Here is a 16,742-nt window from a genome sequence, read left to right as displayed (position 1 = left end):
ACACTGTCATGCCAACCATCAAAGAGATCCTGAACACCATGGAATACGGCCCAGCACCGGAGAGCACCAAAGAAGCGCAAGCGTGGCTGGAGCAGCACGGCCGCCAATTCGGCCTGTTCATCGACAACGCGTGGACCGCGCCGGGCGAAACGTTCGCCTCCATCAATCCTGCCGATGCCGCCAAGCTGGCCGACCTGACGCAGGCCACCAGCGCCGACGTTGACCGCGCTGTCGCCGCGGCGCGCGCCGCGCAGCCGGGCTGGCAGGCGCTGGGCGGCCATGGCCGCGCCAAAGTGATGTACGCGCTGGCGCGCCTGCTGCAAAAGCATTCCCGCCTGTTCGCCGTGCTGGAAACGCTGGACAACGGCAAGACCATCCGCGAAACCCGCGACGTCGACCTGCCGCTGGCCGCGCGCCACTTCTACTACCACGCCGGCTGGGCGCAACTGCAGGCCGAAGAATTCGCCGACTACCGCGCCGTGGGCGTGGTGGGCCAGATCGTGCCGTGGAATTTCCCGCTGCTGATGCTGTCGTGGAAAATCGCACCGGCGCTGGCCGCCGGTAATACCGTGGTCTTCAAGCCGGCCGAATTCACTTCGCTGACCGCGCTGCTGTTCGCTGAAATCTGCGTGCAGGCCGGCGTGCCGGCCGGCGTCGTCAACATCGTCACCGGCGACGGCAGCGTGGGCGAAGCCATCGTCAAGCACGAAGGCATCGACAAGCTGGCCTTCACCGGTTCGACCGAAGTGGGCCGCCTGATTCGCCAGGCCACCGCAGGCAGCGGCAAAAAGCTGTCGCTGGAACTGGGCGGCAAGTCGCCGTTCATCGTGTTTGAAGATGCGGACCTGGACGCCGCCGTCGAAGGCCTGGTCGATTCGATCTGGTTCAATCAGGGCCAGGTATGCTGCGCCGGTTCGCGCCTGCTGGTGCAGGAATCGGTGCAGGACAAGTTCCTGGCCAAGCTGCGTGCCCGCATGGACAAGCTGACCCTCGGTTCGCCGCTGGACAAGTCGATGGACATCGGCGCGCTGGTCGATCCGGTGCAGAAGCAGCGCATCGAAGGCCTGGTGCAATCGGCGCGCGACGAAGGCTGCACCGTGTACCAGCCGGCCTGCGAACTGCCAACCGACGGCTCGTGGTTCCCGCCAACGCTGATCACCGGCGCTTCGACGTCGGCCGCCGTGGCGCAGGCCGAGATCTTCGGACCGGTGCTGGTGGCGATGAGCTTCCGAACACCGCCTGAAGTGGTGCAGCTGGCGAACAACACCGTGTACGGCCTGGCCGCCTGCGTGTGGACCGAGAACATCTCGCTGGCGCTGGACGTCGCGCCGCAGATCAAGGCCGGTGTGGTGTGGATTAACACCGCCAACCAGTTCGACGCCGCTTGCGGCTTCGGCGGCTACCGCGAATCCGGCTTTGGCCGTGAAGGCGGCCGCGAAGGCATGTACGAGTACCTGACCGCGCTGTCGGAAGACGCGCGTCCTGCCGCTCCTGTTGTGGAAGCCAAGGCCAAGGCGAAAGCCGCCGTGCCGGCCGGCAGCCCGTTCGGCATCGACCGCACCGCCAAGATGTACATCGGCGGCAAGCAGGCGCGCCCTGACGGCGCCTACAGCCGCGCGATTCACGGCGCCGACGGTTCCTTCATCGCCGAAGTGGGCGAGGGCAGCCGCAAGGACATCCGCAACGCCGTGGAAGCCGCACACAAGGCTGGCGGCTGGACCAAGGCGACGTCGCACAACCGCGCGCAAGTGCTGTACTACATCGCTGAAAACCTGGCCGCGCGCGGCGAGGAATTCGCCGCCCGCATCGCCGCCATGACCGGCACGAAAAACGCCGAGAAGGAAGTGCAGGCGTCGATCGAGCGTCTGTTCTACTACGCCGCCTGGGCCGACAAGTACGACGGCCTGGCGCATCAGCCGCCGATGCATGGCATCACCGTGGCGCTGAACGAGCCGCTGGGCGTGATCGGCATTGTGTGCCCGAACGAGTCGCCGCTGCTGGGCTTCATTTCGCTGGTGGCGCCGGCGATCGCGCTGGGCAACCGCGTGGTGGTGGTGCCGTCGGAAGCGCATCCACTGTCGGCCACCGATCTGTACCAGGTGTTCGATACGTCGGACCTGCCGGGCGGCGTGGTCAACATCGTCACCGGTTCGGCCGACGAGCTGGCGCGTACGCTGGCGACGCACTCGGACATCGATGCGGTGTGGCGTCACGACGGCTCGGCCGAAGGCTGCGCCGAAGTCGAGCGCCTGTCGGCTGCGTCGCTGAAGCGCACCTGGGTTGGCGGGGCGAAGGGCCGCGACTGGTACAGCACGGCGCAAGCCGGCGGCCGCGCAGTCCTCGCGCACGCATCGCAAGTCAAAAACATCTGGATCCCTTACGGCGTCTGATCGGAGCATTACATGTTTTTACCTCAAGAGATCATCCGCAAGAAGCGTGACGGCGGCGTATTGTCGGCCGAAGAGATCCAGTTCTTCGTTGGCGGCATCACCTCCGGCCGCGTGACCGAAAGCCAGATCGCCGCGCTGGCAATGGCTGTCTATTTCAACGGCATGAACATGGACGAACGCGTCGCCTTCACGCTGGCCATGCGCGACTCCGGCGAAGTGCTGGACTGGCGCTCGCTGGACCTGAACGGTCCCGTGGTCGACAAGCACTCCACCGGCGGCGTCGGCGACGTGGTCTCGCTGCTGCTCGGCCCCATGGTCGCAGCCTGCGGCGGCTATGTGCCGATGATCTCCGGCCGTGGCCTGGGCCACACCGGCGGCACGCTGGACAAGTTCGATTCCATCCCCGGCTACACCACGGTGCCGGACAACGCCTTGTTCCGCAAGGTGGTGAAGGAAGTCGGCGTCGCCATCATCGGCCAGACGTCGTCGCTGGCGCCGTCGGACAAGATCTTCTACGGCGTGCGCGACGTCACCGCGACGGTGGAATCGGTGGCCATGATCACCGGCTCCATCCTGTCGAAGAAACTGTCGGCCGGCCTGGATGCGCTAGTGATGGACGTGAAAGTCGGCAGCGGCGCCTTCATGCCGACCTACGACAAATCGGTGGAACTGGCCGAGAGCATCGTCAAGGTCGGCAACGGCGCCGGCATGATGACTTCCGCCATCCTGACCGACATGAACGAATCGCTGGCGCCCTACGCCGGCAACGCCGTCGAAGTGCGCGGCGCGATCGACTACCTGAGCGGCAAGTCGCGTCCCGCGCGTCTGCACGAAGTGACGATGGCGCTGTGCGCCGAGATGCTGGTGCTGGGCAAGCTGGCGGCGACCGCGGAAGAAGCGCGCGCCAAGCTGCAAGCGTCGCTGGACAGCGGCGAAGCGGCCGAACGCTTTGCGCGCATGGTGGTGGCGCTGGGCGGTCCTGCGGACCTGATGGACAATCCGGACAAGTACCTGGAACGTTCGCCGGTCATCGTGCCGGCGCCCGCGCTGAGCTCCGGCTACGCCGCAGCGGCCAACTGCCGCGACATCGGTCTGGCGGTGGTGTCGCTGGGAGGCGGCCGCCGTCGCGCCGCCGATCCGATCGACTTCGCCGTCGGCCTGACCGGCCTGGCGGGCCTGGGCGACAAGATCGAAGCCGGCCAGCCGCTGGCCATGGTGCACGCCCGCACCCAGGAAGCGGCCGAACAGGCCATCCGCGAAATCCAGGCGGCGTACCAGATCACCGACGCCGCGCCTGCCGCCAATCCCGTCATCTACCGCACGATCAAACCATGAACAAACAAGAACTGATCGCCGAAGCCGCCGCCGCGCGTCTGAAGGCATACGCGCCATACTCCAACTTCAAGGTCGGCGCCGCTCTGCGGACCAATGACGGCAAGGTGTTCCACGGCTGTAACGTGGAAAACGCCGCCTATGGTCTGTGCAACTGCGCCGAGCGCACCGCCTTCTTCAGCGCCTTCGCCCATGGCTACAAGCAGGGCGATTTCGACCAGCTGGTGGTCATCGGCGAAACCGACGGCCCGATCGCGCCTTGCGGCGCCTGCCGCCAGGTGATCCTGGAGTTGGGCGGCAACGACCTGCCGGTCCTGCTGACCAACCTGAAAGGCGACATCTTCGAAACCACCGCCGCCGCACAGCTGCCGAACGCCTTTGGCGGCGCGGACCTCAAGAAGAAGTAATGGCCTTCAAGAAGACGATTGATGTGCAAGCGGCTGTCGCCATCGCGGCGGCCGAAGCCATCGCCGCCAAGACGCAAGGCACTTTCGGCGTCGGCGGCGTGATGCTGGACCAGCACGGCAACGTGCTGCAATCGCTGCACAACAACGTCGTCAAGGACGGCCTGATTTTCGACCCGACCGCGCACGGCGAGCGCCAGTTGATCGACTGGTACTACGCCGAACGCGCCAAGGGCCGCGAACTGCCGGCGCCGCAGGACGTCACCATCGTCACCTCGCTCGATCCCTGCTGCATGTGCAGCGGCGCGATCCTGGCCGGCGGCTTCAACGTGGTGGTGGCCGCGCCGGACCGGAACGCCGGCATCAACTACGACAACAGCGCAGGCTTCCACGCGCTGCCGGCAGCGCTGCGCGCGCAGGCCGGCGACAGCTTCGGCTACCCGGCCATCCTCGGCGCCTCGTCGTATGCGCGCGCCGCATCGGGCGCCACGCCGAAGTCCTTCTTCATCGGCAAAACCATCGCCGAACCGACGCAGGCCTTATGCTCGCTGGTGTTCGAGGCCACGTCGGCCGATGTGATGGAGATGGTGAACAGCGATCTGCCGCAGGAATCGCTGAAAGACCCGGCCACGCTGCCGGCCGATCACGCCATCGTGCGGGCGCTGAAGCAGCAGTATCCGGATGCGCTGGCCTACCGCTGCGCGCCGCACCAGCCGGATGCCGGCCTGGCGCCGTTCCTGCTGCAAGCCATGGCGCGCGACCGGGAGCACGGCGGGGCAGGGGACGCGGTGGCCTTGCTGGATTCCTTCGGCAACCTGCTGCTGTGCATGCCGGGCCGGATGACGCAGTCGGGCATCCGCAGCGCCTTCATGGAAACCACGCGCGCCTACGCGCAGCTGCGCTACAAGCTGCTGCACGGCGCCACGCGCGCACAGCAGGACGACATCCGCCACTACCTCGGCCACCCGAAGGACGGCACTTTCGTGTTTGCGAAGGGACCGGACGCCAGCGCCGTCAGCTTCATGAACCTCGGCGCCTATGGCTCGACCATGGAAGGTCCGCTGCCGATGAAGAATCCCACCCAGTTCCAATACGTGCTGCCGGCGCTGCCGGAAGCCGAACTGGCCGCCATCTGCGCCGCCATGCCGCCGCTGTACCGCAACATCATCCGCATCCGGCCGACGCAGGTGGCCGACAACGCGCTGGTCGCCGCGTTGGCGTCGTCATAAAAGCCGCAGCGTGGCCGCCTTGAGCGTGGCAGCCGCGCGGGTACTGCAGCCGAGTTTGCGGAACACATTTTCCACATGGGTGCGCACCGTGCTTGGGCTGATGTCCAGATCGCGCGCCACTTCCTTGTTGGTCAGCCCGAGGCTGATGCGACGGAATATGGCGGTCTCGCGCTCGGTCAGCAGGATTTTCTCCGACGGCGGCGCCGCTTGCATGGCGCCGCTGACGGCGCGCACGGCGTCGGCGTCGAAACGGCCGGCAGCGGCTTCCTCCGCCAGCAGTGCGCTGGCGTCGCCGGCCGCCAGCGCCGCGCGCCATGGCCGCTGCGATTGCAGCGCGATCCATGCGCTTGCCGCCGCCACGATTTTTCCTTCGACCGGCATCGCCGCGCCGGCGCACGCGCGGAAGGCGCCGCTGCCGTCCAGCCGTTCGCCCGCATACGAGCCGATTTCGGCGTCGCGCGCCAGGGAGCCGATGCAGGCAGCGGCGCGGCTGGTCCAGTAAGGCGCCAGCCGCAGCTTTTCGCGCGCCGCCAACGATAGCTTGCCGCTCGTGTTCCACACGCTGTTCGGCACGGCGGCGCGGCCTATACCGTGCAGCAGCGCCGCGCGGTAGCAGGATTGTTGCGCCGCCATGTCCAGGCCCATCGACGCGGCGCCATCGCGCGCCGCCAGCGCCACGCGCCGCGAGTAACCGGTCATCCATGGCAGCTTCAGGTCGATGACGTCGGCCAGCAGTTCCAGCGGCACGCTGCCGCCGGCGACCGAGGCGCCCAGGTCCAGCGCGGCCTGCCAATCGTCGTCGCCATCGAGCGCTTCGAGCCAGCCGGCGGCGTGGCGGCTGACCAGCGCGGCCAGTTCCGCCGGATAGGTTTTGCCGCTTTGGTGGGCGATGATCTCCAGCGCGCGCGGCAGGCCGTCGCGGCTCAGTATTTCCACGTCGCTGGCCAACGCCACCATGTACACGCTGTCCGGCACGGTGCGCAGCCGCGAATGATTGGGGCCGCTGCCGTCGTAGGTGGCGAAGATGGCGCGCAGCGCATTCTCCACGTCCGGCGACAAGCGCAGCATGCAGGCGATTTCGCCCGAGACCTCGCAGTGGATTTGCGACAGCGGCCGCCGGTCGCGATGCAACTGGCCGGCCGCATGCACCACGGCCGGATCGTCCAGCCGGTGCGCCAGCAGCCCGGCACGCATGCCGACATCGTCGCCCACCAGCGCGCTGAATTCCGGCGCATTGGCGGTGCAGCCCGACCAGCGCAGCAGGGCCGCATGCTGGACGGCGGATGTATCGGCGCCGGCGCCGCCCACCGCTTCGGCGATGCGCGCCGCCAGCCAGGCGGTGCGCAGCGAGTGCTCGGTGGGCTGGCCCATGCTCAGATCGCCAACGTAAGCCAGGGTGCGCACGGCGTCGGTGATGGGAGTGGTGGTGTCGGGATGCATGGGCCGATTATAGCGACATCCGCGCTGGCGCCGGCATCGGTTATTCGACCGATGGCGGAGAACGGGACGGCCCGGCATAGTGCGGCTTCCGTTCCATTCCATTCAAGGAAAACCATGAAAATCGTGAAGTTACTGGTCGCCACCGCTGCATTGTTTGCCGCCACCGCCAGTTTTGCCGCCGACCGCCAGGTCCACCTGCGCGGCGAAGTGACCGCTGTCAGCCCCACCGAAGTGACCGTCGTCGACCGCAAGGGCGTGAAGACCACCGTCAAGCTGCCGCCGGCGTTGCAGGTGATGGACGTCTCGCGCAGCAGCATCGCGGCAGTGCAGGAAAACAGCTACCTGGGCATTGCCGCCGCGCCGGCGCCGCAGGGCAAGGTGCGCGCGCTGGGCGTGATGATTTTCCCGGAGGCCGCGCGCGGCCTGAATGAAGGCCACTTCCCATGGGACCGCAACGAGGGCGAAACCATGACCAATGCCACCGTCGCCAAGCTCAGCAAAAAGGCCAGCGCGACCGAGCTGGAAATGCGCTTCGGCAGCAAGACCCAGCAGGTGGTGCTGGACGGTGCGACCGTGTATGGCCAGTTTATGCCGGGCAGCCGCGAACTGATCGTGGTTGGCGCCAAGGTGCTGGTCATCGGCGGCAAGGCTGACGATGGCGCCACCACCGCCAACGTGGTGCTGGTCGGCCGCGACGGTTTTATTCCACCGATCTGACGCACGGCCGCCATGTCGACCATCCATGCCCTGCCGCCGCGCTGGGTGCGCCTGTGCCACTGGACCAACGCGACCATGTTTGCGGTGATGCTGACCAGCGGCTGGCAGATCTATAACGCCGATCCGTTCTGGATACCGGGCTTTGCCCGCTACCTGACCCTGGGCGGCAATCTGCCCGGCGCGCTGATGTGGCATTTTGCCGGCATGTGGCTGCTCGCGGCCAATGGGCTGGTGGCGCTGGCGCTGCTGGTGGCGACGGGCCGCGGGCGTCGCCTGTACCTGTCGCTCGGACGGACACACGATGGCGGCGAACGCAGCCGCGTGCAGAAGCTTGCCTATCTCGGCGTGCTGGCCTTGCTGACCTTGGTGATACTGTCCGGCCTGTCGATCTGGAAGCCGGTGCAGTTGCAGTGGCTGACCAGCGCTTTCGGCGGTTACCAGATGGCGCGTCAGGCGCATTTTCTTTGTATGAGCTTGCTGGCGCTGTTCGCCTGCGGCCACATCTGTCTGGCCCTTTTGTCGCCGCGTCTGCTGCTGGGCATGCTGGGCGTGAACCGGAGCGCATCATGAGCAGGAAAATCTGGACTCCACCAACGCCCGCGATCGATACCGGCCGGCGCCGGCTGCTGCTGTCGCTGGGCGGCGCGGCGGCAGCGCTGCTGTCGGGCTGCGAACCGAGCGCCGACGATACCGTGCAAACCGCGCTCAAGCGCGTGTCGCGCTTGAACGATGCGGCGCAGGCCGCGCTGTTCCGTCCGCAGACGCTGGCGCCGCTGTTCAAGCGCAGCGAGCTGACCTTGCCGTTCCGCTTCAACGCCTTTTATTCGGAAGCGTCGGTGCCGGAGATCGACGCCGACCGCTGGCGCTTCAAGGTCGAGGGACTGGTGCGCACGCCGGGTGAGTGGACACTGAAACAGCTGCAGGCGCTGCCGCCGCTGACCGAAATCACGCGGCTGGCCTGCATCGAAGGCTGGAGCGCCATCGGCGAGTGGACCGGCGTACCGCTCCATCATTTCCTGCACCTGATCGGCGCCGACACCGGCGCGAAATACGTCGCCTTCACCTGCGCCGACGGTTACTACACCAGCATCGACATGGCCAGCGCGCTGCATCCGCAGACCATGCTGGCGTTCGGCTTCAACGGCGCGAACGATCTGCCCGACGAATTCGGCTTTCCGCTGCGGCTGCGCATACCGACCAAACTGGGCTTCAAGAATCCCAAGCACCTGACCGGCATGCGCGTGTCCAACCAGTTCAGCAGCGGCTATTGGGAAGACCTGCAAGGCTACAACTGGTTCGCCGGCTTGTAGGGATCGTAGGTGCCGATGCTCCAGACGTGGCCTTCCAGGTCGCTGCAGGTGAAGCCGCGCCCGCCGTAGTCTTCGTCCTTGATGTCGAGCAGGATCTTGCCGCCGGCTTCCAGCACGCGGCCGTACACCAGGTCGGCATTGTTGACGACCAGGTAGGCCGCCTGCGTGACGTGGCCGCCGGTTTCCGATGGCTGCCTGAGCAGCCGGCCGTATTCGCTGTCCACCGCCGACCCCAGCATGATCATGCTGTTGCCGAAGGTGAGCTGGGCGTGGGCGATGCTGCCGTCTTCATTGGGCACCGTGAACTGGACCTCAAAGCCGAGGGTGTCGCGCAGCCATGCGATGGCGGCCGGGGCGTCGCGGTAGCGCAGGCATGGTATGACGCCGCACAGGGTTTGCTTGGGTATGCTGGACATCGTTCCCTCCCTTGAGTGAAGGAAGCCAGTATACGCCGATGCCCGCGGCACGCCGTTACATTTGCTGGAATAAATGAGTGTGGCCGCGGCTCACTTCCAACAGCGTTGGATGGTTGCGGATGCGCACCATCTGCCGGCCGCGCAGGTCGCGCGTGACTTCCTCGATGGCGTCCACGCGCACCAGCGTCGAGCGGTGGATGCGCCAGAACTCGTCCGGGTCCAGCTCATCCGCCAGCTCCTTCAGCGTCTTGCGGATCAGGACTTCCGACTGCTCGGTCTGCACCCGCGTGTATTTTTCATCGGCCTGGAAAAACAACACCTCGCGGGTGGAGATCATGCGCAGGTTGGCGCCGACCACGGCCTGTATCCAGCGCAGGTAATCCGGCTTGGCGGCCGGCTTGCTGTGGTTCGACAGCAACTGGCTGAGCTGGCGTTCGATATTGGACGGCTGCTGGCCGATCAGCGATTGCAGCCGCGCGCAGGTGGTCTTCAGGCGCTCGCCGCCGACCGGCTTCAGCAGGTAATCCAGCGCGCCCTGTTCGAACGCCTCGATCGCATATTGATCGTAGGCGGTGACGAACACCAGGTGGCAGCGGTTGAACAGCATGCGCGCCGCCTCGATGCCCGACAGGCCCGGCATGCGGATGTCGAGGAAGACGATGTCCGGCTGGTGCTTGCCGGCCAGCGCCACGGCCTCGATGCCGTTCTCGGCTTCGGCAACGATGTTCAGCGCCGGCCAGGCTTCCTGCAGGCGGCTGCGCAGCTGCTGGCGCATGCCTTCTTCATCGTCGGCGATCAGGGCGGTGGGAGCATTCATTTGGAACTCGCGGCAAAAATATCGGGAGCGTAGGGAACGCGGATGCTGGCGCGCGTGCCGCCGGTCAGCGGCGCTTCGATCACCAGCTGGGCGCGGTTGCCGTACTGGATGCGCAGGCGTTCGCGCACATTGGCCAGGCCGAGGCCGTCGCCGGCGAAGGCGTTGAAGCCGACGCCGTCGTCGCACACGTCCACTTGCAGCATCTGGCCGTCGACCGTGGCGCGGATGTCGATGCGGCCGCCTTCGATCTTCGGTTCCAGCCCGTGCTTGATGGAGTTCTCGATCAGGATCTGCAGCATCATCACCGGGAAGGTGGCGCTCAGCATCTCGTCCGGCACGTCGATCGACACCGCCAGCCGCGCGCGCATGCGCGCCTGCATGATGGCCAGGTAGGCGCGCGACATGTCGATCTGCCGGCCCAGCGTGCCGGAACCCTTGGCGCGCATCTGCGGCAGCGTGGCGCGCAGGTAGTCGATCAGGTTCTGGTGGATGCGCGCGGCCTGCGGCGGATCGGTCTCGATCAGCTGGCCGATCAGCGCCAGGGTGTTGAATAAAAAGTGCGGCTCGACCTGGGCCTGCAGGGCGGCCATGCGCGCCTCGACCACGCGCCGTTCGATGCTTTCCTCGTCGGCGTGGGTTTCGGCGTTGCGCGCTTCCAGCTCGGCCTTGCGCTTGCCGCCGGCCAGCACCTTCAGGCCGAACGAGATCAGGATGAAGCCCCAGGCCTGCTCGTTCACATGGAACAGCGAGGCCGACAGGATCAGCAACAGCAGCCAGATGATCACCAGCTTGCGCCATTCCACCTGCGCCAGCCAGTCGAAGAAATGCCACCACACGCTGACGGCGGTTTCGCCGATTTCGCGGACGATGTCCAGCAGGCTCTTGGCATTTTTATAGCTGGCCTGGGCCAGCCGGTGCTTCTTCATTCCACGTGCTCCTGCGGACGGTTGGCGCGGCGGCGGCCGATGACGCAGGCGCCGACCGCGATCTTGATCAGCATGAAGAATGCGAACAGCACGATGGCCAGCGGCAGGATGGAACAGATGAAGGCCAGCACCAGCGCCGCGCCCAGCAGCGCCGGCGGCGACATGCGGCCGATCAGGCGCACGGCGTAGCGCAGCATCTGCGTCAGGGCCTGGAAAATTTCATCTATGAGGGCGGCGGCTTGGTTCATCGTGTGTCTCCTGAAAGGTGGTGCGATGAGAGCACTGTAACAAAGCCTGGCGCCGCCATGTCGCGGATTCCGATCAACTGCGCTTTCGCGGGCATGGCCGGCTATTGCGCCGGATGAATGGCGGCTTGCCAGTCCTGCTGTAGCAGGCCGTAGATGATGCTGTCGGAAACTTCGTCGCCGACGTACCAGCGCTGGCGCAGATGGCCTTCGCGCTGGAAGTGCAGGCTTTGCAACAGTCGCTCGGAGGCAATATTGTCCGGATGGATATCCGCTTCCAGGCGCCGCAGTTGCAGGGTTTCGAAGGCATAGTCGATCACCGCGCGCAGGGCTTCCTGGGTGTAGCGCCGGCCCCAATGCGGCTGGCCGAGGATGTAGCCGATTTCGCAACGCTTGTTGCGCAGGTCGAAGGCGTACAGGGTGACAGTGCCGATCACTTGGCCCACGTGTTCGCCGTCGCGCGGCACCATGGCCAGGCGCAGCGCGGTGCGGTCCCGGTAGCCTTTGAGCGTTTGCTCGATGTTGTCGACCGCCTGCGACAGCTCCCGCCACGGCGTGCTGCTGAAGTAGCGCATGGCGGCTTCGACCGACATGATGCGGAACAGCGCCGCGGCGTCGCCGGGTTCGACAAAGCGCAAGGTCAGGCGTGTGGTATGCAGCGTGAAAGGTGTGAACATTTCCATAATTAAAGTTGTCTCTTCGAATTTATTTTTAAGCCTTGGCTTTGAAGCATGATATACTATTCACAATTATTTTTGAATTTTGGCAATTTCCCCCGGCGGCCGCCGGTTATTACTTTTAAGGAAACTCTGTGATGGCACGCGTATTCCCGATGACCGCCCTGGCCTTGGCCGCCCTGTATGTTACTAATGTACAAGCTGCGACCCCCGCGCCGCTGACCGCGACCCAAATGCTGCAACAGTTTAATCTCGTGGTCAGCAAGGATCTGACCTCGACCTCGCACGTGCAGGGCCGTACCTTTGTCGGCGGCGACGCGGTTGCGCAGGACTTCGTGCAGAAGCCGGCACAGGTAGCCGCTTCCAATTATGCCGGCGTGACCGTGCTGGGCAACATGAGCGGCAACAACAACGACGCCCACGTCGATGCGCTCGGCCTGTATGTTGGCGGCAGCACCAACAAGGTGATCGTCAACAAAGGCGACGCCTATATTGGCGGCTCGGCGACCGGTGGCGGCTTCAGCGACAATACCTGGGTCAATGGCACGGCTACCGACGTGAATCAGAATGGCGCCTTCCACGCCAGCTCCAGCAACCGCAACATCAACAATCCGCTGGCGGCGGAAACCAGCACCATGCTGACCAACAAGGCGGCTGCCACCTCGACCAATTTCGGCCAGGTGATGACCGGCCTGTCGACGCAGTTGTCGGCCTTGAAAGGCACGAAAGACGCCAGCGTGTCGATCGACGATGCAACGCACAGCAAAGTCACCTTCACCGGCACCGCCAATTCCTCCGGTCTGCTGGTGTTCGACCTGACCGGTGCGACCGACGGCAACATCTTCTCGTCGAATATCACCGACTTCTATTTCAACCTGACCGGCGCCACCACCGTCATCTTCAACACCGATGACAAGAACCTGACCCTGAACGCCAACTTCCAGAACGCGGAAAGCAATGGCAGCAAGTTCATCTGGAACTTCGCCGGCGCGCAGAGCGTGACCGTGGGCCGCACCTTCGGCGGCCAGGTGCTGGTGGCCGACGGCACCTTCAGCAACATCAACGGCGCCAACGTCGAAGGCGGCGTGTATGCCAAGAACGTCAACGAGTACGGCCAGATCCACATCCAGGCCTTCAGCGGCGCGATTCCGGCGGCCGTGCCGGAACCGGAAACCTATGCGATGCTGCTGGCCGGCCTGGGCATCGTCGGCTTCATCGGCCGTCGCCGCCAGAAAGCGGCTGCGGCACGCTGATCGCCGCCAGCACCATGTCGACGATGACCTTCTCGGCATCGTCGAAATCCTTCTTCGTCAGCTGTTTGCGGTTCAGCACCAGTGCCATCTGGGCGGAAAAGTCCGCGTAGGACTGGGTCATCGCCCAGATCGCAAACAGCAGGTGCGTCGCGTTCACCGGCGCCATCTTCCCCTCGCTGATCCACTGTTCGAACACCTCGATGTCCTTGCGCACCAGGGGCACGACGCGATTCTGTATCTGGCCGCCGTACAGCGGCGCGCCGCTGATCACTTCCATCGCATACACGCGCGAGGCCCACGGATTCTCGCGCGAGAATTTCAGCTTGGCCTGCACATAGGTGCGCAGCACTTCGCGCGGATCCTCGTGCGCCGCCGCCAGGCTTTCCATGCGCGCCAGCCAGTCGTCCAGCACTTCGTCCAGCACGCGCTGGTAGAGCGACTGCTTGGTGGGGAAGTAGTACATCAGGTTCTGCTTCGACAGGCCGGCGTTTTCCGCCACCGTGGCGATCGAGGTGCCTTCGTAGCCGCATTCGGCGAACACGCGCACCGCTTCGGCGGTGATCTCGGCTTCCAGCTTGTCGCGGTTGAGCAGGCGACGATTGATTTTTACTGTCGGCATATGCGTCTCAGGAAGTTGAGGAGTTGCGGATGGTCGGCGTACGCCACGTTGAAGCGGAACCAGATCGCTTCCGGCGCGCGCAGCATGAAGAAGTCGCACGGCGACAGCAGGATGCCGTGCTTGAGCGCCTGGTCGGCGATGGTCTTGCCGTTCCAGTCGGGCGTGGGGGCGTCGTGCCAGCCGGCGCTGACGAACATGCCGCCGCGCGGGCGCGCCAGCAGCGTCATGCCGACCTCGCGCAGGCTGGCCATGGCGCGTTCGCGGCCGGCGTCCAGCTGCGTCACCAGCTTGTCCACCATGCGCTTGTAGGGGCGCGCGGTGATGGCGTGGTAGACGGCGCGCTCGTTGATCTCGGAAGTGGTGAGGCCGGCCAGCATCTTCACCCGCAGCAGTTCGGGAATCAGCGAGGCCGAGGCGCTGATCGAGCCGACGCGCAGCACCGGCGACAGCGTCTTGGAAAAGCTGCCGACGCGGATCACGCGCCGCAGGCCGTCCATCGCCGCCAGCGAGGCTTCGCCGCGCGGCGCCAGTTCGCGGTAGATATCGTCCTCCACCAGCCAGAAATCGAACTGCTCGGCCAATGCCAGCAGGCGGTGCGCCTGCGCCGCGCTCAAGGAGGTGCCCAGCGGGTTTTGCAGCACCGTGTTGACGAACATGAGCTTGGGCTGCATCTGCGCCGCCTGCTGCGCCAGCGCGTCCAGATCCAGGCCATGCTCGCCGCGCGGGATGCCGACCGCGATGCAGCCATGGTGGCGTATCAGCGACAGCAGGTTGCTGTAGCCGGGATCTTCGACGAACACCGTGTCGCCCGGCTTGGTCAGCGTGCGCAATACGAGGTCGAAGGCGTGGGTGGCGCCGTGGGTCAGCAGGATTTGCTCAGCCTCCACGGGGAACAGTTCGTCGCTGAGCGAGGCGGCCATCTGCTGGCGCAGGGTAGGGAAGCCGAGCGGATGGCCGTAGCCGCGCAGACGGGCGGCCGGAATGCGCATGGCCTGGCGCACGGCGTCGAGGATGGTGTCTTCGCCATACCATTCCGGCGGCAGCCAGCCGGCGCCCACCGGCAGCGCTTCCGAGGTGCCGGAATACAGGTCGGCGGTCAGAGCGTCGATGGCGTTGGGCGTGGCTTGCAGCGTGGCCGGCAGCAGCACGGCCGGCAGATCCTGGCGCGCCACGAAGTAGCCGGAGCCGCGCCGCGAGGACAATAATCCCAGCGTCACCAGCCGGTCGTAGGCCTCCACAACTGTAAAGGTGGAGATGCCATTACACTTGGCGAATTGCCGCACGGAAGGCATCTTAGTTCCTACACGCAACTCCCGGCGACCCACCATGGCGCTGATGGCGGCCACGATCTGCTCGACCAGGCTGCCCTTTTGTCTGCGCTCGATCGCCACGCAGGGCCAGCCTCCCGGCCCGCCGGCTTGATCGATCGCAGGACTTGTTTCTTCCATCCTTGACTCCACGCAGCGAAAGTGAAACTGTAGTGTTTTTGTTGCCTGTACGGTTGGACAGTTTTGATGAATTGTGTATCTGTGCCATAGTTGTTGCGCTGTCTATTATTGCATCATCATTTTGCCAACTGGTAAATTTTTTTACGGTCTGTCAAAAAAATCCGAAAGCAGTTGTTTCATAGGAGATGTGATGAACGAGTCTCGACCAGAATCGATGGCATCCTTCTGGATGCCATTCACGAACAACCGCGACTTCAAGGCGCACCCGCGCCTGCTGGTGTCGGCGGAAGGCATGTACTACAAGGACGTCGACGGCCGCAGCATCCTGGACGGCACCGCCGGCCTGTGGTGCGTGCCATGCGGCCACGCGCAACCGAAGATCGTCGCCGCCGTGCGCGAGATGGTCGGCCAGCTGGACTTCGCGCCGACCTTCCAGATGGGCCATCCGGCCGCTTTCGACCTCGCTGAAAAGCTGATGGAATACACCAACCATCGCTACGGCCACGTGTTCTACACCAACTCCGGTTCCGAAGCGGTGGACACCGCGCTGAAGATCGCGCTGGCGTACCACAAGGCGCGCGGTGAAGCCAGCCGCACCCGATTGATCGGCCGCGAACGCGGCTACCACGGCGTCGGCTTCGGCGGCATTTCGGTGGGCGGCATCGCCGGTAACCGCAAGCCGTATGGCGTGATGCTGCCGGGCGTCGATCACCTGCCGCACACGCACAACCTGGAGAAGAACGCCTACACCCGCGGCGAGCCGGAACACGGCGCCAACCTGGCCGATGAACTGGAACGCATCGTCGCGCTGCACGACGCCTCGACCATCGCGGCGGTGATCGTCGAGCCGGTGGCCGGTTCCACCGGCGTGCTGATACCGCCGAAGGGCTATCTGAAGCGCCTGCGCGAGCTGTGCACCAAGCACGGCATCCTGCTGATCTTCGATGAAGTGATCACGGGCTTCGGCCGCCTGACCACGCCGTTCGCCGGTGACTACTTCGACGTCGAGCCGGACATGATGACCACCGCCAAGGGTCTCACCAACGGCACCATTCCGATGGGCGCGGTGTTCAGCAAGAAGCACATCCACGACGCCTTCATGGACGCGCCGGCCGGCATTGAGCTGTTCCACGGCTATACCTACTCGGGCCATCCGGTGGCCTGCGCCGCTTCGCTGGCGACGCTGGAAGTGTTCAAGGAACAGAAGATCCTCGAACACGCGGCCGGCATGGCCGAGTACTGGGCCGACGCCGTGCATTCGCTGAAAGGCCTGCCGCACGTGATCGACATCCGCACCATCGGCCTGATCGCCGGCATCGAGCTGGCGCCGATTGCCGGCAAGCCGGGCGCGCGCGCCTTCACCGCGTTCAAGAAGGCCTTTGAAGACGGCGTGCTGATACGCACCACGGGCGACATCATCGCCTTGTCGCCGCCGCTGGTGCTGGAGAAAAAACACATCGATGAACTGTTTGGAAAGCTGAGGGAAGTACTGAAAAACCTGGACTAACGAGGAGAACTC

Annotated in this window: 17 protein-coding genes; 9 read left to right on the top strand and 8 right to left on the bottom strand. The window is 65.2% G+C overall.

Features of this window, described 5'->3' with window-relative positions; all coding sequences use genetic code 11:
* The first annotated feature begins 8 nt into the window (after positions 1-8).
* From GJ698_RS04800 to GJ698_RS04785, 4 genes are read left to right on the top strand one after another with little or no spacing between them, the layout of a single operon-like run.
* Positions 9-2,390 (top strand): aldehyde dehydrogenase family protein, encoded by a 2,382-nt coding sequence (locus tag GJ698_RS04800; protein WP_371865132.1) that lies wholly within the window; start codon positions 9-11, stop codon positions 2,388-2,390.
* Between the two features lie 12 nt (positions 2,391-2,402).
* Complete coding sequence (gene deoA, locus GJ698_RS04795; protein WP_154356473.1) at positions 2,403-3,725, top strand: thymidine phosphorylase; 1,323 nt, start codon at positions 2,403-2,405, stop codon at positions 3,723-3,725.
* The gene (locus tag GJ698_RS04790) at positions 3,722-4,129 is read left to right on the top strand and encodes a cytidine deaminase (RefSeq protein ID WP_154356472.1); all 408 of its coding nucleotides are present in this window, start codon (positions 3,722-3,724) and stop codon (positions 4,127-4,129) included. Before deoA ends, GJ698_RS04790 begins: the two co-directional genes overlap by 4 nt.
* Positions 4,129-5,355, top strand: a complete 1,227-nt coding sequence (locus tag GJ698_RS04785) for a nucleoside deaminase (RefSeq protein ID WP_154356471.1) — start codon at positions 4,129-4,131, stop codon at positions 5,353-5,355. Before GJ698_RS04790 ends, GJ698_RS04785 begins: the two co-directional genes overlap by 1 nt.
* On the opposite strand, the gene GJ698_RS04780 is transcribed toward GJ698_RS04785, so the two are convergent.
* Positions 5,350-6,795 carry an HD domain-containing phosphohydrolase gene (locus GJ698_RS04780; RefSeq protein ID WP_154356470.1) on the bottom strand — a complete coding sequence of 482 codons (1,446 nt, stop codon included), beginning with the start codon at positions 6,793-6,795 and terminating at the stop codon, positions 5,350-5,352. The genes GJ698_RS04785 and GJ698_RS04780 overlap by 6 nt on opposite strands.
* A 114-nt stretch (positions 6,796-6,909) precedes the next feature.
* On the opposite strand from GJ698_RS04780, the gene GJ698_RS04775 reads away from it, so the two are divergent.
* From GJ698_RS04775 to GJ698_RS04765, 3 genes are read left to right on the top strand one after another with little or no spacing between them, the layout of a single operon-like run.
* Positions 6,910-7,512: a hypothetical protein gene (locus tag GJ698_RS04775; protein ID WP_154356469.1), complete on the top strand. Its 603-nt coding sequence runs from the start codon at positions 6,910-6,912 to the stop codon at positions 7,510-7,512.
* A gap of 12 nt (positions 7,513-7,524) precedes the next feature.
* Positions 7,525-8,082 carry a cytochrome b/b6 domain-containing protein gene (locus GJ698_RS04770; RefSeq protein ID WP_154356468.1) on the top strand — a complete coding sequence of 186 codons (558 nt, stop codon included), beginning with the start codon at positions 7,525-7,527 and terminating at the stop codon, positions 8,080-8,082.
* Positions 8,079-8,822: a molybdopterin-dependent oxidoreductase gene (locus GJ698_RS04765; RefSeq protein ID WP_154356467.1), complete on the top strand. Its 744-nt coding sequence runs from the start codon at positions 8,079-8,081 to the stop codon at positions 8,820-8,822. The genes GJ698_RS04770 and GJ698_RS04765 overlap by 4 nt, the downstream gene beginning before the upstream one ends.
* On the opposite strand, the gene GJ698_RS04760 is transcribed toward GJ698_RS04765, so the two are convergent.
* The 5 genes from GJ698_RS04760 to GJ698_RS04740 all read right to left on the bottom strand — a co-directional run bounded on the left by GJ698_RS04760 (position 8,798) and on the right by GJ698_RS04740 (position 11,903).
* On the bottom strand, positions 8,798-9,238 hold the full coding sequence (locus GJ698_RS04760) for a VOC family protein (protein ID WP_154356466.1): 441 nt from the start codon (positions 9,236-9,238) through the stop codon (positions 8,798-8,800). The two genes, GJ698_RS04765 and GJ698_RS04760, sit on opposite strands and share 25 nt — an antisense overlap.
* 55 nt (positions 9,239-9,293) lie before the next feature.
* Positions 9,294-10,055, bottom strand: a complete 762-nt coding sequence (locus GJ698_RS04755; protein WP_154356465.1) for a LytR/AlgR family response regulator transcription factor — start codon at positions 10,053-10,055, stop codon at positions 9,294-9,296.
* Complete coding sequence (locus tag GJ698_RS04750; RefSeq protein WP_154356464.1) at positions 10,052-10,981, bottom strand: sensor histidine kinase; 930 nt, start codon at positions 10,979-10,981, stop codon at positions 10,052-10,054. Before GJ698_RS04750 ends, GJ698_RS04755 begins: the two co-directional genes overlap by 4 nt.
* Entirely contained in the window at positions 10,978-11,229 is a 252-nt protein-coding gene (locus GJ698_RS04745) for a hypothetical protein (RefSeq protein WP_154356463.1), read from the bottom strand. The genes GJ698_RS04750 and GJ698_RS04745 overlap by 4 nt, the downstream gene beginning before the upstream one ends.
* 101 nt (positions 11,230-11,330) lie before the next feature.
* The gene (locus GJ698_RS04740; RefSeq protein WP_229259838.1) at positions 11,331-11,903 is read right to left on the bottom strand and encodes a GNAT family N-acetyltransferase; all 573 of its coding nucleotides are present in this window, start codon (positions 11,901-11,903) and stop codon (positions 11,331-11,333) included.
* Between the two features lie 137 nt (positions 11,904-12,040).
* On the opposite strand from GJ698_RS04740, the gene GJ698_RS04735 reads away from it, so the two are divergent.
* On the top strand, positions 12,041-13,156 hold the full coding sequence (locus GJ698_RS04735; protein WP_229259837.1) for a choice-of-anchor A family protein: 1,116 nt from the start codon (positions 12,041-12,043) through the stop codon (positions 13,154-13,156).
* Here the strand turns inward: GJ698_RS04735 and GJ698_RS04730 are convergent.
* Both GJ698_RS04730 and GJ698_RS04725 read right to left on the bottom strand, forming a co-directional pair.
* Entirely contained in the window at positions 13,116-13,775 is a 660-nt protein-coding gene (locus tag GJ698_RS04730) for a TetR/AcrR family transcriptional regulator (protein WP_154356461.1), read from the bottom strand. The genes GJ698_RS04735 and GJ698_RS04730 overlap by 41 nt on opposite strands.
* Positions 13,763-15,223 carry an aminotransferase-like domain-containing protein gene (locus GJ698_RS04725; protein WP_154356460.1) on the bottom strand — a complete coding sequence of 487 codons (1,461 nt, stop codon included), beginning with the start codon at positions 15,221-15,223 and terminating at the stop codon, positions 13,763-13,765. The genes GJ698_RS04730 and GJ698_RS04725 overlap by 13 nt, the downstream gene beginning before the upstream one ends.
* Positions 15,224-15,413: 190 nt before the next feature.
* Here GJ698_RS04725 and aptA point away from each other — a divergent pair, with 190 nt between their 5' ends.
* On the top strand, positions 15,414-16,730 hold the full coding sequence (aptA, locus tag GJ698_RS04720) for an omega-aminotransferase AptA (RefSeq protein WP_154356459.1): 1,317 nt from the start codon (positions 15,414-15,416) through the stop codon (positions 16,728-16,730).
* Positions 16,731-16,742: the final 12 nt, after the last annotated feature.

The organism is Duganella aquatilis, assembly GCF_009674565.1.
Lineage (GTDB): Bacteria > Pseudomonadota > Gammaproteobacteria > Burkholderiales > Burkholderiaceae_D > Rugamonas > Rugamonas aquatilis.
Note: the sequence above shows the minus strand (reverse complement) of the source record. Positions and strands in the feature narration are given on the sequence as shown.

What these genes read in the sequence shown, in the direction of transcription:
- GJ698_RS04800 (WP_371865132.1), top strand. Translation starts at nt 9, where the DNA reads ATGCCAACCATCAAAGAGATCCTGAACACCATGGAATACGGCCCAGCA.
- deoA (WP_154356473.1), top strand. Translation starts at nt 2,403, where the DNA reads ATGTTTTTACCTCAAGAGATCATCCGCAAGAAGCGTGACGGCGGCGTA.
- GJ698_RS04790 (WP_154356472.1), top strand. Translation starts at nt 3,722, where the DNA reads ATGAACAAACAAGAACTGATCGCCGAAGCCGCCGCCGCGCGTCTGAAG.
- GJ698_RS04785 (WP_154356471.1), top strand. Translation starts at nt 4,129, where the DNA reads ATGGCCTTCAAGAAGACGATTGATGTGCAAGCGGCTGTCGCCATCGCG.
- GJ698_RS04780 (WP_154356470.1), bottom strand. Translation starts at nt 6,795, where the DNA reads ATGCATCCCGACACCACCACTCCCATCACCGACGCCGTGCGCACCCTG.
- GJ698_RS04775 (WP_154356469.1), top strand. Translation starts at nt 6,910, where the DNA reads ATGAAAATCGTGAAGTTACTGGTCGCCACCGCTGCATTGTTTGCCGCC.
- GJ698_RS04770 (WP_154356468.1), top strand. Translation starts at nt 7,525, where the DNA reads ATGTCGACCATCCATGCCCTGCCGCCGCGCTGGGTGCGCCTGTGCCAC.
- GJ698_RS04765 (WP_154356467.1), top strand. Translation starts at nt 8,079, where the DNA reads ATGAGCAGGAAAATCTGGACTCCACCAACGCCCGCGATCGATACCGGC.
- GJ698_RS04760 (WP_154356466.1), bottom strand. Translation starts at nt 9,238, where the DNA reads ATGTCCAGCATACCCAAGCAAACCCTGTGCGGCGTCATACCATGCCTG.
- GJ698_RS04755 (WP_154356465.1), bottom strand. Translation starts at nt 10,055, where the DNA reads ATGAATGCTCCCACCGCCCTGATCGCCGACGATGAAGAAGGCATGCGC.
- GJ698_RS04750 (WP_154356464.1), bottom strand. Translation starts at nt 10,981, where the DNA reads ATGAAGAAGCACCGGCTGGCCCAGGCCAGCTATAAAAATGCCAAGAGC.
- GJ698_RS04745 (WP_154356463.1), bottom strand. Translation starts at nt 11,229, where the DNA reads ATGAACCAAGCCGCCGCCCTCATAGATGAAATTTTCCAGGCCCTGACG.
- GJ698_RS04740 (WP_229259838.1), bottom strand. Translation starts at nt 11,903, where the DNA reads ATGTTCACACCTTTCACGCTGCATACCACACGCCTGACCTTGCGCTTT.
- GJ698_RS04735 (WP_229259837.1), top strand. Translation starts at nt 12,041, where the DNA reads ATGGCACGCGTATTCCCGATGACCGCCCTGGCCTTGGCCGCCCTGTAT.
- GJ698_RS04730 (WP_154356461.1), bottom strand. Translation starts at nt 13,775, where the DNA reads ATGCCGACAGTAAAAATCAATCGTCGCCTGCTCAACCGCGACAAGCTG.
- GJ698_RS04725 (WP_154356460.1), bottom strand. Translation starts at nt 15,223, where the DNA reads ATGGAAGAAACAAGTCCTGCGATCGATCAAGCCGGCGGGCCGGGAGGC.
- aptA (WP_154356459.1), top strand. Translation starts at nt 15,414, where the DNA reads ATGAACGAGTCTCGACCAGAATCGATGGCATCCTTCTGGATGCCATTC.